Annotated in this window: 13 protein-coding genes and 2 pseudogenes; 11 read left to right on the top strand and 4 right to left on the bottom strand. The window is 66.6% G+C overall.

Annotated elements, in window-relative coordinates:
• The first annotated feature begins 195 nt into the window (after nt 1–195).
• The 5 genes and pseudogenes from msrA (at nt 196) to OG937_00805 (ending at nt 6,202) form a co-directional block, all read left to right on the top strand.
• Nucleotides 196–708, top strand: coding sequence for a peptide-methionine (S)-S-oxide reductase MsrA (gene msrA, locus OG937_00825; GenBank protein WUD70368.1), 513 nt, complete (start codon nt 196–198; stop codon nt 706–708).
• Between the two features lie 203 nt (nt 709–911).
• A pseudogene (locus OG937_00820) lies at nt 912–1,099 on the top strand (arsenical-resistance protein).
• 1,086 nt (nt 1,100–2,185) lie between these two features.
• Entirely contained in the window at nt 2,186–3,388 is a 1,203-nt protein-coding gene (locus OG937_00815) for an epoxide hydrolase (GenBank protein ID WUD70367.1), read from the top strand.
• A gap of 903 nt (nt 3,389–4,291) precedes the next feature.
• Nucleotides 4,292–5,188, top strand: coding sequence for a Bax inhibitor-1/YccA family protein (locus tag OG937_00810; GenBank protein WUD70366.1), 897 nt, complete (start codon nt 4,292–4,294; stop codon nt 5,186–5,188).
• A gap of 411 nt (nt 5,189–5,599) precedes the next feature.
• Nucleotides 5,600–6,202 (top strand): GPP34 family phosphoprotein, encoded by a 603-nt coding sequence (locus OG937_00805; protein WUD70365.1) that lies wholly within the window; start codon nt 5,600–5,602, stop codon nt 6,200–6,202.
• 226 nt (nt 6,203–6,428) lie between these two features.
• Here OG937_00805 and OG937_00800 read toward each other — a convergent pair.
• Nucleotides 6,429–6,739 (bottom strand): annotated as a pseudogene (locus OG937_00800) (hypothetical protein).
• 104 nt (nt 6,740–6,843) lie between these two features.
• On the opposite strand from OG937_00800, the gene OG937_00795 reads away from it, so the two are divergent.
• Nucleotides 6,844–8,037: a barstar family protein gene (locus OG937_00795; protein ID WUD70364.1), complete on the top strand. Its 1,194-nt coding sequence runs from the start codon at nt 6,844–6,846 to the stop codon at nt 8,035–8,037.
• An 81-nt stretch (nt 8,038–8,118) separates the two neighbouring features.
• On the opposite strand, the gene OG937_00790 is transcribed toward OG937_00795, so the two are convergent.
• Entirely contained in the window at nt 8,119–8,241 is a 123-nt protein-coding gene (locus OG937_00790) for a hypothetical protein (GenBank protein WUD70363.1), read from the bottom strand.
• Between the two features lie 362 nt (nt 8,242–8,603).
• Here OG937_00790 and OG937_00785 point away from each other — a divergent pair, with 362 nt between their 5' ends.
• Nucleotides 8,604–9,404 carry a maleylpyruvate isomerase family mycothiol-dependent enzyme gene (locus OG937_00785; GenBank protein WUD70362.1) on the top strand — a complete coding sequence of 267 codons (801 nt, stop codon included), beginning with the start codon at nt 8,604–8,606 and terminating at the stop codon, nt 9,402–9,404.
• A gap of 68 nt (nt 9,405–9,472) precedes the next feature.
• Here the strand turns inward: OG937_00785 and OG937_00780 are convergent, their stop codons facing one another.
• A complete protein-coding gene (locus OG937_00780) occupies nt 9,473–10,195 on the bottom strand; it encodes an SUKH-4 family immunity protein (protein ID WUD70361.1) in 723 nt (240 codons plus the stop codon).
• Nucleotides 10,196–10,560: 365 nt separating this feature from the next.
• Between OG937_00780 and OG937_00775 the strand changes: the two genes are divergently transcribed.
• From OG937_00775 to OG937_00765, 3 genes are all read left to right on the top strand, one after another.
• Nucleotides 10,561–10,818 (top strand): hypothetical protein, encoded by a 258-nt coding sequence (locus tag OG937_00775; protein ID WUD70360.1) that lies wholly within the window; start codon nt 10,561–10,563, stop codon nt 10,816–10,818.
• An 859-nt stretch (nt 10,819–11,677) separates the two neighbouring features.
• Nucleotides 11,678–12,175, top strand: a complete 498-nt coding sequence (locus OG937_00770; GenBank protein WUD70359.1) for a hypothetical protein — start codon at nt 11,678–11,680, stop codon at nt 12,173–12,175.
• 147 nt (nt 12,176–12,322) lie between these two features.
• Nucleotides 12,323–12,601, top strand: coding sequence for a hypothetical protein (locus tag OG937_00765; protein WUD70358.1), 279 nt, complete (start codon nt 12,323–12,325; stop codon nt 12,599–12,601).
• A gap of 109 nt (nt 12,602–12,710) precedes the next feature.
• Here the strand turns inward: OG937_00765 and OG937_00760 are convergent, their stop codons facing one another.
• A complete protein-coding gene (locus OG937_00760) occupies nt 12,711–13,115 on the bottom strand; it encodes a hypothetical protein (protein ID WUD70357.1) in 405 nt (134 codons plus the stop codon).
• A 1,263-nt stretch (nt 13,116–14,378) separates the two neighbouring features.
• Here OG937_00760 and OG937_00755 point away from each other — a divergent pair.
• Nucleotides 14,379–15,389: a helix-turn-helix domain-containing protein gene (locus tag OG937_00755; protein ID WUD70356.1), complete on the top strand. Its 1,011-nt coding sequence runs from the start codon at nt 14,379–14,381 to the stop codon at nt 15,387–15,389.
• Nucleotides 15,390–15,470: the final 81 nt, after the last annotated feature.

Genomic DNA, 15,470 nt, shown 5'->3' with positions numbered 1-15,470 from the left:
CCCGAAGCGCCCCGGCAAGCCGCCGCGTCTGCTGCCACGGGTGGCCGGAAACGCGTTTGGCGTGGTCATGGGCGCCGCGGACGGTGATGCCGGGGCGCGTGAGTTGCCGAGAAGCACGTATCCGGGCCGTTGCCTCGGGCCGACATCGGCCGGTATGTGCGTGTGTTCCCGAACATGGAAGAAGGACGAACAGGGATGACTGAATTCCAGCAAAAGGCATGGCTTGCGGGCGGCTGCTTCTGGGGCATGCAGGATCTGCTCCGGACGCTCCCCGGCGTCGTGAGTACTCGGGTGGGATACAGCGGCGGCGACATGCCCCATCCGACCTATTTCAACCATGGAAATCATGCAGAGTCGATCGAGATCACTTTCGACTCTGCCGTCACCGACTACCGCGCCATTCTGGAATACTTCTTCCAGATCCATGACCCGACGACGAAGAACCGGCAGGGAAACGACGTCGGCGCCAGTTACCGCTCGATCATCTTCCATCTCGACGGCGAGCAGCGGCGGATCGCTGAGGACACCATCGCGGACGTCGAGGCATCTGGCCTGTGGCCGGGAAACGTGGTGACCGAAGTCGTGCCGGCCGACACATTCTGGGAAGCCGAGCCGGAGCATCAGGATTACTTGAGACGCTATCCGGACGGCTACACCTGTCACTTTCCGCGCCCGAACTGGCGGCTGCCGAAACGGGCAGGCGCCTGAGGCGGCTTCTTCGGCCTCGATGAAAGCCTCGCCACCCGCGGCGCGTTGGAGGCGGGCGCCCCGCACCAGGGGCCACCTGGGCGGCGGGCATCGCACTCCTCCAGCTGACGTGGCCGGGTTCCTCCCCGGCACGTAGGCGAGCACAGGACGGGGTCGAACCCAGGCGCGAGGAGAAGTTCGACCTCAAAGTACGGCCCTGGACCACGCTGGTCATCCTCTTTGCAGCGCAGCGCAAGACCATCACCTCCGGGACGGTGCACAGATCGCGTTGCCCCTGCGCGGGTATGTCGCCTTCGTGCGGGCCGAAACCTTCGCCCTGAGCGAGGCCGTCGGACTCACCTACGACTGCACCGCGACGCTGGCCTTCATCATGGCCGGCAACAATTTCGAACCAGGCCGTTCAGCACCGGTGGACCGGGCGCAAGCCCGGAGGCCCGAGTGGCTCGTAATTTCCGCCCTTCACGCAACGGGTCGGAATCGAGCGTTCGCCAAGTTCCCTGCGGCGCACCGGGCAGTGTCTGACTGCATGACGGTTGCGTCGTGTCCACGTGAGGGTCCCCGCCGGAAAGTAGGCAGGGACCCTCATGGCGTTGCAAGGGCGCTGTTGCAACCGAGCTGCGCCCGCTGTCCTCGTTCGGTCTGGGTCCGCTGGCGGTGCGTTGGGGGAGTGGGCGGCCGCCAAGCTGTGTCGGCGGCTCACCGCCGAGCCTGAAAGCCCTTCGCCAAGGGGTCCGGTGCAGACACCGTCGTACTTGTCGCCTGGCCGTGCAACTGCCCTGGTTGCCCTACGGTTTCCGTCGTGCGGCCGGACCAGAGCAGGAGGGCTCAGGGGAGGCACGGAAAGCGGAACCCGCCCCGGAGCCTGCGCGCATCGTCCAGGTCCGGGGCCAGGCTGTGCAGTTCACGGCCGTCGGCCCAACACCACGCCCTCGCAACGCTCTGCTGCCTGGCAGCCGACGGACTCCCAAGCCGAAGCGCGGGCGCCCACAGACGTACGAATACGGTCTCGTCGGCTGTCAGAGGCGCCAGCAGTCATTGGGTCGCGGCCGAGGACCGCAGAATTTCTGCCCGTCCATAGCGCCGGGCGCCGGCGCAGGGGCCGGAAACACGGGGCAGTTCCGGCGCCGCCCCGATAAGTGATCCCCTTCGTGACCGCACGCGATGAAGCGGCAACTCCCTTGCCGGCCCGTCACCACGGTGGCGACCGCGGGATTCCGTCACATGACTGCTCTGAAGCCTACCGACGGGACCACGTCACGTTACCTAGGAAAAACATCACCGCCACTGCGGAATCTAGGTCATTTTCCAGATTACCGATGTGGCAACCCAGGCCCATCATGGAAGTGCGCCGGAAGGCAGAGCAGGCCTCGGCCCGCAGCGCCGGCAAGCGGGATTGACAACGTGCGGATACGTCTGCGAACTCGACGTCAAATCCCACCTCCTTCTGCAAATCACTTTAGACATCGTGGAGATCAACATGTCCGTCACCCCTGACCGGGATGCGATCCGTCCGTTCACGTTCGAGTTCCCGGAGGCGGAGCTCGAGGACCTGCGCGCGCGGATCACCGCGACGCGCTTCCCTGAGAAGGAGACCGTCGCCGACCAGTCCCAGGGCACCCCGCTGGCCACCCTTCAGGAGCTGGCGCGGTACTGGGCGTCGGAGTACGACTGGAGCAAGGCCGAGGCGAAGCTGAAGGCCCTGCCGCACTTCATCACCGAGATCGACGGCCTGGACATCCACTTCATCCACGTCCGCTCGAAGCACGAGAACGCCCTGCCGCTGATCATCACGCACGGATGGCCGGGCACGATCATCGAGCAGATGAAGCTCATCGAGCCGCTCACGAACCCGACCGCCCACGGCGGCGACGCCTCGGACGCCTTCCACCTGGTGATCCCCTCGATGCCCGGCTACGGCTTCTCCGGCAAGCCGACCTCGACCGGCTGGGACCCCGAGCGCATCGCCCAGGCCTGGGCCGAACTGATGAAGCGCCTGGGCTACACCAAGTACGTTGCGCAGGGCGGCGACTGGGGTGCGCTCATCACCGAAATGATGGGCGTGCAGGAGCCCGAGGGCCTCGTCGGTATCCACACCAATCTGGCGTGTGTGTTCCCGCCCGTCATCGAGCAGGCCGTGTCGGCCGGCAACCCCCTGCCGCCCGGCGTGGTTCTGGTGAACGACGAGGAGAAGCGTGCTGTCGAGCAGCTGGACTTCTTCTACAAGCACGTCTACTACGCCTACATGATGGCCTCCCGCCCGCAGACGCTGACCGGGCTGGCGGATTCTCCGGTCGGTCTGGCGGCCTTCCTGCTCGACCACGACGCGGCCAGTCTGGAGATGATCTCCCGGGCCTTCGACGGGGTGACCGAGGGCCTGTCCCGGGACGACGTCCTGGACAACATCACGCTCTACTGGCTGACGAACACCGCGATCTCCGCTTCCCGTCTCTACGCCGAGAACCGGATCTCCCCGTTCTTCGCGCCGAAGGGCGTCAGGCTCCCGGTCGCCGTGAGCGTCTTCCCCGACGAGCTTTTCCAGCCCCCGAAGACCTGGACCGAGCGGGCCTACCCGAACCTCGTCCACTACAACAGGCTCGACGAGGGCGGCCACTTCGCTGCCTGGGAGCAGCCGGCCCTGTTCGTGAACGAGCTCCGCGCGGGCTTCCGGTCCCTTCGCTAGCAGGCCGTGCCCTACTTGATGCACCGGCTCTAGCCCCCCGGGGCGGCTGAGGGACTCGGCCCCGAATCGCTCAGCCGCCCCAGGGCACGCGGACACACCGCGCGCCGCGTCCATCCTGCACGCCGACTACCAGCCCTCGCCGGCGAGGAGCCGACCGGGCTTGGGGGTGCCGTACTCGACCACACGGGCGAAGGCACTGTTTGTCGGCGCGCGATGCTCAGCGGGTGCCTCGGGAAACGCTCGACCCGAGCACATTCCACGTGCTCGCGGCCTGATGCTTCCCGTACGGGCACAAGGTGCGATCGTGGAGGAGGACGGCGCGGCCGACTCCGGCACGGTCGCCCGTATCGGCCCGTGCACGATCTGGTCGGCGAGCTGACGCTGCGACGACAGTGTGCGACTCCGGCACCGAAGAGCGCCCGCTGCCCTGCAGGCAGCCGGAGACCGCGACGAACCACCCGGGCCGAAGGCGGCCGCGGAGCTCCGCCCCTGGCCCGATCAGCCGCCGGAGGCTCTCCACTGAGATCCCGGCAGATCGCCGCCCATCATCCGCCCGGCCCACCGCGCTGCTCGCCCGGGCGGTTGAGAAGAGTGCGTAATGGATCTGACCTGACCCTCCTGGGTGGGGTGATGTATCACCCGAAATGAGTCGTCACCACTCGAGCGGGTGGCGAAGGGTGATTGGTGGCCGAGATTGAACACAAGGGCACGTCAACCCAATGTGGTCGTCTCGCGCCCTCCGGAGATTTGAGGCACCCGACCGCGGGCGACGGTGAGCCGCCGGCACCTGTGACACATGTCATCGATGAAAGCCGTTTTGGGGCATCCCACAGGACCAGTACTCGGATCTCCAGATCCATATCGAGACCGGACCGGGGGTGCAACCACAGAGGAATGAGTGAGATGAAGAGCAGCAATCCTGTCTTCTCGCGAGGGGTGTTCAACCGCGGCAACACCTGCGCGGGCTTCAACGAGCAAAAGCCGCACGCCGATGGCTCTGCCGCGGACAACCCCTACGCGCAGGGCACGGCCAGCCGGAGCGCGACCGTGCAGAGCGCGGACGCTGCGCCTGACGCCGGGCCCGCTGCTCTGCAGCAGGTCTGCGGCACTGCGATGACCATCGACGATGTCGTCGCCCGGACGGCAATGACACTTGGCATGGTTGTGCTCGCCGCCGTCCTTGCGTGGGTGCTGCTGCCTGTCGATGAGGCCAGCCTGGGCACGTCGTACGGCATCGCGATCGGAGCCGCCCTGCTGGCCTTTGGCCTGTCGCTCGCCCAAACATTGAAGGCCAAGCCGGTCCCGGCACTGATCCTGGCGTACGCAGCGTTCGAAGGCATCTTCCTCGGAGTCATCTCCAGCGTCACTTCCACCTACATCAGCCCCGCCGTAGTGATCCAGACCGTGCTCGGCACGATGGCGGTCCTCGCCGGCACGCTGATCGCATACAAGAGACGTTGGATTCGCGTCACCCGACGTTTCTACGGTTTCGCGATGGCAGCCGCGATGGGCTTCTTGCTGCTCACCGTCGCCAACCTACTGATTTCCGCCTTCGCCGGTGGTGACGGCCTGGGCCTTCGCAGCGGTGGCCTTGGCATCCTCTTCGGCGTCATCGGCATCATCCTCGGCGCGTGCTTTTTGGCCTTGGACTTCAAGCAGGTCGAGGACGGCATAGCCCACGGAGCCCCGCGCGAGGAGTCCTGGCTGGCGGCCTTCGGACTCACACTGACCCTGGTGTGGATCTACGTGGAGGCGTTGCAACTGTTCTCCATCCTGAACGGCGGCGACAAGTCGGCCTGAGAAGCCGCTGCTCCATCGATCACGGTGAGTATCAGAACGAGTGTGACTTCCCGGTCCGTCTTTCGATCGGGCGGGCAGCGGAAGGGATACTGCCACCGGCAGATGAACGACGCGATCCGCTACCGTCGCCGACAACGGCATCAAGTGGCGGGCCGTACCCGTCGACTGTCCATCCTGGGCGGTGTCTATGCGTTCTTCCGACGCCGTCGCTGGCGGGAAGAAAGTGATCAGCGAGTTCTGCGGCCTGCTGCGTGTGAGGGTTCGCCAGGACGAGGCCCGCGATGCGGATCCCGGCCGAGCTCTGGCCCTCAGCGGCCGGATGCGGCAGGTCAACAGCTCAACCAACACAACGAGCACATCCCCGGCGGCACTTGACGTCGTGGGTTACGACCCATTGGACGTGAGCTTTTCATGACCACACCGCAAGACTTGCTGATCGTCGTCCTGGACGTGAAAGTCGGGCCTCCGCTCGCATCAGGTGGGCTGTCGCTCGCGCTCGCGGGAGCCGAGTTGATCGACCTTCTCAAGGCCCCGACTATCCGGCTGGACGGGGATCGGATCGTGCCGGGCCATCTAGGGGAACCGGCTGATCCCCTCCTGACCGAGGCTGCCGCCTCATTCGTCATGGACGAGCCGTACGAGCTGGTAAGTGATTGGCTGTGGCGCAGAGGCAAGACCCTGACGGAGACATACGTGGTCGCACTGGAAGCACAGGGAACCATCGTGCGAGAGCGCGGCCGTCTCTTCCGGGAGGGGCACGGATCTCTGGTCAACTCACCGTTTCGCCACCGGGCGACCACGCGCTGGGCCCATGCCGAGCCCGTCCTCCTCGCTCTCGCTGAAAGCCTGGGTATCGACCACGACCAGGCTAAAGAATCAACCGAAATCACCGATTACGCGGTGCAGACAGTGCTGGCCTCCATCCGTACCGCGCTGGAGGAACTGGAGGCGGAGCAACAACGACGCGCCATCGAGCAGGCTGCCTTCGACAACCTCTGGCGCACGCTGGAATAACTCCCGCGAATGCGACGGGACTAGGATCATTGCCCACCACAGACCACGTACCTACCAACTGGTTGGCGCAAGAGCATGATCGTCCGCCCTTGTGCCGCTGCCTTGGGAACCCAGGCCCTGCCCCACACGGGGGCAGGGCCTGCGGACGTATCCGGCCTGCCTTCGGGCGTGCACGCGGCGGCCGGTGCCCAGGATTCCATCGCCGGCCCCCGGCGCAGCCACCGCCTCACGCCGTAGAGGTCAGCTCGGCTGTGGGGTGTCCGTCGGTGTGGTGACGATGGGTACGCGGGCACGCTGAGGCTTCGCGTACCAGGGCGTCGCGTTCGATGTCGTCGACCGCCAGGTGCCAGTGGGTCTTCACGGTCACCCGGTCGAGCAGGTACCGGCATCGCGCGGCTGCGGCCGGCGGCAGCCACTCTGCAACGTCTTTGTCCGACTTGGATCTGTTGCTGCGAGCGGTGACCCCACCAGCGCCCGCGGCTCGTCCAGGTCGTTGGCGTAGGCCTGGCGCTGCGCCGCGGTCCACTGTGAGGCGCCGACTGGCGGGGAGCGTCATTCCAAGCAAGCGATATTCGGAGGGCTTCGGCGTCAGCGAGCCGTAGGGTTGGCGCGCCAAGACAGCCTGGTAGCAGGGGAGAAGCGTGCGCTCTGAGGACCATGTGGGGTGGGAGCGGGACTTCCCGGTCCGGTATCTCCTGGTGCGGGAGGACACCGACGGTGAGGAGGAGGGCGTGCTGTGGGGGCGGTGCGCGGAGGTCGAGGGCCTGTTCATGGACCCGCCTCCGCTGCCGCGAGAGGTCCTGACACTGCGCGGCTGCCCGCGCGAGAGCCTGCTGGTCCAAGCCGTGACGGACAGCGCCGAACCGGTGCGGCTGCTGGGGGACGGAATGCTCTCGATCGAGCCTGTGGATCCCTCGAACGGCGGGCCGTCCCGCTACTGGGACCTGGAGGACACGGCTGTCCTGGCCCAGTGGCCCACGGCGGGCGATCCCGGGCGCGTGGACATCGTCGTGGGCACCGGCGTCAGAGAGGACGACTACTGGGGCGGCAAGCTGCTGCCTTCGAGCCCGCGGTTCGACCTGTGGTTCCCCTCGATCCGGGGGGACAGCCCATCGGGCGGTTGCCGTTCCATTGACGGCCTGCTCACCCCGCGCCCGCAGCGACCCACCCAGCCCGTGCACCTGATCGGCTGCGAACCCGCCGCACCGCTTCTGGCCCTGCTGTGTCGTCCCCTTCCGCAGGAGGGCGACCCGATCACGCTCTGGTGCCTCGACCACCACGGCCGGACGATGACCGGGTACCACCTCGACCTGGACACCGTCGAGGCACGCCCATCCGTCCTCGGCGGAGCCCTGATCGACGTCACCATCACCGACCCCGGTGACGACCGCCCCACCCTGGCCGCCCGCGCAGTCTGGGAGATCTGGTCCGACGGTGTTCCCACACGGCCCAACCAGTGGGCACAGTTCGACGCCGAGGGCCGGTCCGAGTGGCTGGACCTCACCCGCGTCGGCCCGTACGGGCTGCAGGGCCTCTCCGGCGGGACGTACCACCTGGACGGACAGCACGTCACCGACAGGGCCGGCTTGCTCCTGGCACTCGGCGAAGCCTTGCTCGGCCCTGGCGCCCACTACGGCAGAGACCTGGACTCGGTGCAGGACTACCTGTGCGGCGGGCCCTCCGTCGTCCCGCCGTTCACCCTCGTGTGGCACCACGCCGACATCGCCCGCCACGCCCTCGCCGGACACATCCTGCACCACCTCGGCGGCCCGTCCTACTTCGAGGAGACCGTGAACCTCCTGCGCGAGTACGGCGTCACCGTCGTGCTCCAGTGAGGGAGGCGACGGACAATCCCGGACCCCTTGAAGACGGCGCCTGACCTGGAGAAGGAACGGAGTGGGGCAACGGCCAGGCCATCAGGGCCCGGTCGTATCGTCTCCCGGTGCCCGGCTGGTGCTACGGGCTTCGAGGTAGGGGGTCCAGTCGGTGGCGGCGCGGCGGCGCCACTTCACCAGGGTGTTGGTGTGGAGGCCGAGCATGGGGGCGAGGACGGCTGGGGGCGTGTCCTGGGCGAGTTGGACGAGGCTCGCTCGTAAGCGATCGGGCTGTGATTACTGGCGTGTGGAGCAGACAGCCAACGGAGTACCCCTGGTGTATACCTACGTGATCGATCCAGCCGCCGGGCTCTACCGCGACGGCGATGTCTTCACCGACATCGTGAAGACCGCAGTTCCTTTCCCGCTCGAGATCAGCCTCAGCTCGATCTGATGTGGGCGGCACTGTCACTACCTGTGCCGGGTACGACACGTCCGGTGGGAGGCGAGGACGTCCGCAATCGCCAACCGGCGGCGACTGTGAAAATCGCTGTCCGATCACCGGAGCACGGTGATAGACATCCGGCGTGGCAAAGAATCTTGAGTTCCCTGACCTGTTGCAACTGATCGATGAACGGTCGACCGCCTTCCGCGCCGTGGTCGCCGCCGCGCCCGGTCTCGACGCGCAGGTGCCGACCTGCCCCGGGTGGACGCTGTTCGATCTGGTGAAGCACCTGGGTGGGGGAGACCGTTTCTGGGCTGCCATCGTCGACGCGGGGTCTGCCGACGCTCCCCCGGCCGAGGCCGTCGCCGCCCGCGCCGCGCTGGAAGTGCCGCAGGAGCGTGAGGCCCTGCTGGCCTGGCTGGACGCGTCGACGCAGCTTCTGCTGGGCGCCTTGCGCGCGGCGGGACCGGAGAGCGGTTGCTGGACGTGGTGGCCCGCGTCGCAATCACCGCAGACCGCCGGCGGCACTGCCCGACACCGGGTCCAGGAGACCGCGGTGCACACCTACGATGCCCAGCTCGCCGGGGGCGCCACGCAGCCGCTGCCGGTCGAGCTGGCGCTCGACGGTGTGGAGGAGTTCCTGTTCACCGTCTGCGCAACGCCGAGTGCCTGGCCCCACAAGCCCACGGCCTTCGACTTCCACGCCGCCGAGGGCCGCTCCTGGCGCCTCACCGTCGACGGCGACGGTGCACGCACCACCTGCATTCCCGCGCCCACCGCCGCGACCGGCGAAGACTCGGACGCAGCCGGCGCCTCCGTCCACGGTACGGCCAGTGAGCTGGTCCTCTACCTGTACGACCGGATCCAGGCCGACTCCTTGCACGTTGACGGAGACGCAGGGCTGCTCGACCTGCTCCGCGCCTGGGAGCCGGAGGAGAAGTAGAACGTAGCGGGGGCGGTTGGCCGCGCCTCGAGCCAGTAAGACACGACTCGGGGGAGTGCGGTTCGTCATCACACCGAGTTCTGGCGGATCAGTTCGATCCAGACTGAGGTTTGGTGTTCGGCGTTCGCCGCTGGATCGATGCGTCCTACCGCATCCACTACAAGCTCCACGAGCGAGTAGAGACGGTCGTGGTGGCGTACGTATTCCGCCTCTCCCGTCAGGAACTCAGGCTCCTCGATCTGCTGGAGGATCTGTAGGGCCGCATGCCACCGGCAGGCCGTCTCGACGTACTGTGCGACGGAGGAGCTGAAGAAGGAGACCGCGGGCTTGCGAAGCCCCAGGTTGTACGGCCGAAGAACCTCCGGCAGATCGTCAACGGTGATCGGCGCGGGGAGAAGACACAGCACCCGGCCCTCTCCGGGAACAACACCGGCCACGCAGCTACTCGGGTCGGTCCCCCAATGCCCCAGGTCGTAGAGTTGTTGTCCGTCCTTGACCAGGCGGCGCTCGTGCTTGCCTGCCCGGTTGGGCAGGAGAGTGGGGAACGTACCGGCATAGTGGGGTGTGAAGGTTTGCATCTGTGGCAAACCCCACTCGCGCAGGGCAACTCGGTCGCTCTCTGGTATGTCCCATCGATCGGCAACCTCAACAGGGATGCGAGGCTTGTCGGCTACCAGGCGCGACACGGGTTGTGACAACACCCGCCCGACGGCGTCCTGGACCAACGCCCACCTTCGTGCAACATTGCTCCCCACACGCGTCAGCATTCCGGTAATGCCGCGCGTCTTCAAGATCGTCAGGGAAGCTGCAGCCAGAGCCTTGAAGATCCTCTCCCTTCGCTCGGGGATGGGACAGACCTGCTCCCTGAATTTCCCCACTGTCGTGGGGCTGACCGGCGACGGAGCCCACCTGCGGTGTCGCCGTCAGTCGGCCGTCGGGTGGGTGCCGGAAGCTGTCGCCGGAGGCGGTCGCTGGGTTCGCCTGTCTGCTCGCGCCCGGCGGCGGCATCGGGCAGTTGGCTGCTGGTCGGTGATTGCCATGATGGGTGGCGGCAGGTTCTCAGGTGTCTGTGAAGGGGCGGCTATGGCGTTGGAGGCCGGAGCCGGTTTCGGAGACGCCGGACGGGATGAGTGGTCTTTACGTACCCCTACCCCTCATGCTGGGGTGCGCCATCACAAAAGGTGCCGAGGCCCGGGAACGGCTCGCGGAGATCACGGCGGCCGAGGGCTTGTCGCTGCGGGCCTACCTGGCCCGCCTGGCCGACACGCTGCTGACCCCCGCCGAGCGGGCCGAGCGCGCCGAGCAGGCCCTGGCCGTCCTGAATGCCTGGAACGGCTACGCCCCCACTCCTGCCGAGCAGTACGACCTGGACGCCGAACTCGACCGCCGCCTGACCCGGGCCACCGGCCGGTGAACCAGGTCGTGCACCTGGTCCTGGACGACACCGCGATGGTTGCCGCCGGCCGCGGCAACCTGCTGGCTTCCCGCCTGATCCACCGTGCCCACGCGGAGGCCGGCTGGCACCTGTAGGCGCACCCACCTGCGCACTCGTGGAAGCCGACCGCGCCCGCCCGCGCCCTGCCGCCCCAGCAAGATGACGGCCACACTGCAGCCTGAACACCCTCGGATGCTGAACACCGGAGACAACCGCTCCCAGGAGGCACCCACCATGCTGCAACCCCGCGATCAAGAACCACCGAGACCCGTCCGTCCGTGACTCGGCGGCGATACACGCCGAGCGGCTCCGCGCGAAGGGCGAAGCCCGGGCTGCCGAGCCTGCGCCCGAGCGGCCTGCAGACAGGACGACGGCCCAGATGTACGTGGAGCGCGCCCTGGCCGGCTATCAGGCGGACGAGGCACTGCGTGCGGAGGCGCGCCGGAACGGTGCGCGGGCCAGTGGGAGTGAGTCCCGGGCGACGAGTCCGAGGCCGAGGAGGACGACCTCGAGGAGTACGACGAGGAGGAGGTTGCGGAGGGCGGGGACGAGGAGGAGCCGTCGACGTCAACCGCGGAGCTGTATGCCCGGCGCGTGCCGGGGGACGTACAGCAGCGAGGCGCAGCGGCCCGCGTCGCGCACAAGAGTGTGCCCCTGTCCGGGGCCGCGTCGTCATCTATTGACAATTCACCGCCTGACGAAAAATGCCCGGCCACACCCCATGGCGGCCGGGCACAGCCATGCCCGAGACCAGGGCATTCGTCACAAATCAGCAACACGGCCCTCGATAGTCCGGACGATCAGGTCAAATGGGCCTCCACACGCCCTTGGGGGATCAATGCGCCACATCGGTACAACCATCGCCGCCTGCCTGCTTGCCGCCGCGCTCACCGCCTGCGGCATCGGTAGCAGCACCACGACAGAGGCATCCGCACCCAGCCCTTCAGCCGCCACCAGCGCGCCCACCAAGGCCGAGAAGCTGAACGCCTGGTTTGACGACGGAGGCCAGGATCATCTCGACACGATCAGCGACGACCTTGATGACGTAATCTCACACATGGGCGCCACGGACCTGGACGAGCTTGCCGAGTCGTGCGCAAAACTCACATCAGATGTCGAGACCATCCAGGGCGGTCAGCCCATGCCCGATGCGAAGGCGGCATCATCGTGGGGCCTCGCCTTGGAGCATCTCAATTCGGCAGCTACGCACTGCACGAACGGCGCCGTCTCGATGGATGTGGATGAGATCAACCAGATGACGGCGGAGCTGAAGATCGGCACGAATCACGTTGACGCGATGAACGAGCGACTGGACATGATCCGTAACGGCAACTGACTGCGCTGTAGCGATGCCCCCTGCCGGGTGATGTGCCGGCGAGGGGGCTTTCGTGCGTCCGGGCCCGAGAAGCCCGTCGACAGGCACGGCAGCATCGCCTCGCCTACTACCTGCCGGGGCCAGCAGATCGGAGACCCGACCGGGCGCATGACGACCGACGCCGCATCCGACGTCATTGAGACCGCAGCCGACACAGCCAACGTCGAAGGCTTGTGGCGCTCCCACTCCCTGCGTCGCGGGTTCGTCCCCGCCGCCCGGGCGGCGGGGAAGGACCTGGTGGACATCGGCCGGGCAGGCGGGGTCGAGGAGGAGGTCACGCGGGGCGACAGCGTCGTGGTTGATAGTCGTGATCGCCACCGTGATGTCAGTGGAGGACTCGGCTTGACCAGGGACAAGTCGCTGGCCTCCTCCGCCGGTTACTTGTGACGCGAGTGGCGAAAAGCCGGTATCAACGTCGTGCAGACGGCAGCTTGGGCGAAGGGCTCCAGCGCGTGTGATGCGCCGGAGCCTCTCGTGGAGAGCAGCACGAGTCAGGTCAGTAGGCGATCGATCCCTTGGTGCTCCACGCGAATTGCACTATGAATCTGGTGCCGTCCTTGACGTCGGTGGCTGCCAGACTCCAGGTTCCGACTGTGATGTCGCGGTAGGCATTGCAGTAGGAGCTGCCGCTCGTGGGGTAGAAGCAGGTGCGCACGGGCACGAAGTCGAACCCGCCGCCGGCTGCGATGGACGGCTTGACGTTGATGTCGTTGCAGTTGGACGTGGCGTAGGCGTATCCGGATGTGGGCCACACGTATTCGTTCCCGTTGTCGACGGGATTGAAGCTCTTGGCAGTACCCAGGCAGGTTGCTGCGCTGGCTGGCGTGGTGGTCATGGCAGTGAGTCCACCAGCCGCCAGAACCGCGGCGGCCAGGGTTGCAAGGATCCGACGTGCTGACATGCGCGTTCCCCTCTCGATTCGTCTCCGGCGCTCCCGTTCCCCGCCGGCACTTCGAAGACCAGGCGGCATTATGTCGTGGACACGATCGTTTGGCAGAGTCCAAATTCAGCCGCTGTCGACGGGTCGGCTCTCGGAAGTCGGCGCGACCTCCGGCGCTGCGCTTGCCGCAGGTGCAAGGCGCTCACCATGGGTTTCTCGTTCCTCCAGCTCGACTTTCGACGTTTTCGTCGATCGTCGTGTGGGTTGCTCGGGCGGGTGATGCAGCACCGACCTCGGGCCTCCCTGACCCGCTACGAAGCGTCATCTGTGTTCCCGTCGCTCGGCGGCATCTGGACCAGTGAAGATCCCTCCTCGACGGGCCTCCGCGAGGGGCACGACGTGGTCGATGTCCAGTCCGGACGGCCCGTCGACGTAGGACCAGATAGCGGACCGCGTCGACCATCTGCCGGTGGCAGTACGCCTCCGGCTGCCCGCCCCTGCCCTCCAGCCACCCCGGCACCGGCAGCAACTCCCGCACCACGGCCCACTCGGCGTCCGTCATATCCGATGGAACGCGTTGCGGACGATCGGCCGCGTTGGCGTACGCGTGCGCGAGGCAATCACACGACCGGGCATGCGAGTTGGACGCGGCGGTCAACGGCGCGGAAGACTGCGGCACCACGGCCTCCTGTTGCTCATGGACTTCGACACCCACGAGTTGTGCAGGAGGCCCTGCCTTCATGCCCGGCAAGCCGGAAGATCACCCGACCGAGATACAGCGGTCGAACCCACGCTCAACATGAGCGGTACGACATCGGCTTCTGAGACACGACAGCGGCGAAAGCGTACAGGCTAGCCCCGGTCAGCCGTCCGTTCGCGGTCACGTGTTCAATGAGCGTTGCACCCGGTACGTAGGCAGTGGCCAGGCGACTTCGTGGGGCGGGTGTGTCACGACCGCCTCCGGATCCCGCTCAGATGGAAAGACCCTGCTCAGGTGATGCTCCAGGCGATGCCGTCGGGCGCGTCGAGGGCGGTCTCGACGCTCTGACGGCTCAGCCATCCGCCGCCCGGCACCGAACAATCGGCCCGATGCAACACGCTACGGCCCGGCCCCTCGCCGTTCGGCTCAGGGGCGTTCTGCAACGCCGCCCCCGGTCCGCAAAAGTACTAACGGAATACATGCGTAAAATTCAGCAAAACCGTTAAGAACGGATCATTTGCCGCAGTACGGTGGGAATCTGCCGTCCAATGCAGGCTCCGCGACGGGTTCAGGAGGAAGCCCGCATGGCAGAGGAACTTGACGTAGCGTCGATGGCTCCCGGTGATCGAGCGAATGCGATCCGTGAACTCTCGGGGTTCGTCGTCAACGGCCGCGCAGAGGTGGACTTTCCGTCGGATCCGAATCGCCAGCGGGCTCACGCGACCACCAGCGCGCTCGGGTCGGTGAAAGTCTCGGAGATCGGCTGGAACGTGACCCGCATCCGGCGCACTGATGCTCCGGTGGACGGGGAGATGGTGCCGCAGATTCTCGTCTCTATCCGGGAAGCGGGGGTCTCCCAGTTCCATCAGGCGGGCAGGCACGGACTGATAAAAGCCGGGGATCTCATGGTGCTCGACAATGCGAAGCCCTATGAGGTTTTGTTCCACGGCCCAGTACGTGGAGTTCTAGTGAGCGTTCCCACGCACATCCTGGGGCTGCGGCCGTCCCTGCTCGATCAGATCACGGCTGGTCCACTCAGTTCGGAGCGACCGGCCGTGGGCGCCACGGCAGCGTTCTTCACCCGGCTGGCTCGTCTTCGGGGCGCTGCCGGTAAAGCCGATACCGCCCTGTTCGCGGAGCCCAGTGTCGACCTGATCAGGGCTGTGGTGACCATGGTCCTGTACGGGGACGACCTGGCCAGAACGCTCCTGAACAGCACACTTCTTGAGCGTGTTCAGGAATATGTGCGCCTCCATTTGGCAGACCTCGATCTGACTGCCGAGCGTATCGCAGCCGAGCACAACGTTTCCGTACGCTGGCTCTACCTGACCCTGTCCCGAGCGGGAATCACCCTTGGTGAATGGATTAGGACGCAGCGCCTCGAAGAGTGCAGGAGGGAACTGGCTTCGCCAGTGCATCAGTTCATGACGATCGAGGCCATCGCCCACCGGTGGGGGTTCGCCAGCGCACCCCACTTCAGTCGCGTCTTCAAGACGGCGTACGGGGTGAGCCCCCGCGACTTTCGGTTGGGTCAGAGTGGGCTCTCATCGGAAACGAAACATCTCCGGCAGAGCACTTTGGACGGACCACCCTGACCGTCCCGGGCCCACGTTGCTGGAAGGCGAACCGGAGCCGCCCCGTGCCCCGCTCGGAACGTTCGACTGTGAGCGGGGCAG

The organism is Streptomyces sp. NBC_00510 (genome assembly GCA_036013505.1).
Taxonomy (GTDB): domain Bacteria; phylum Actinomycetota; class Actinomycetes; order Streptomycetales; family Streptomycetaceae; genus Actinacidiphila.
This window is presented reverse-complemented; position numbering and strand designations above follow the sequence as displayed.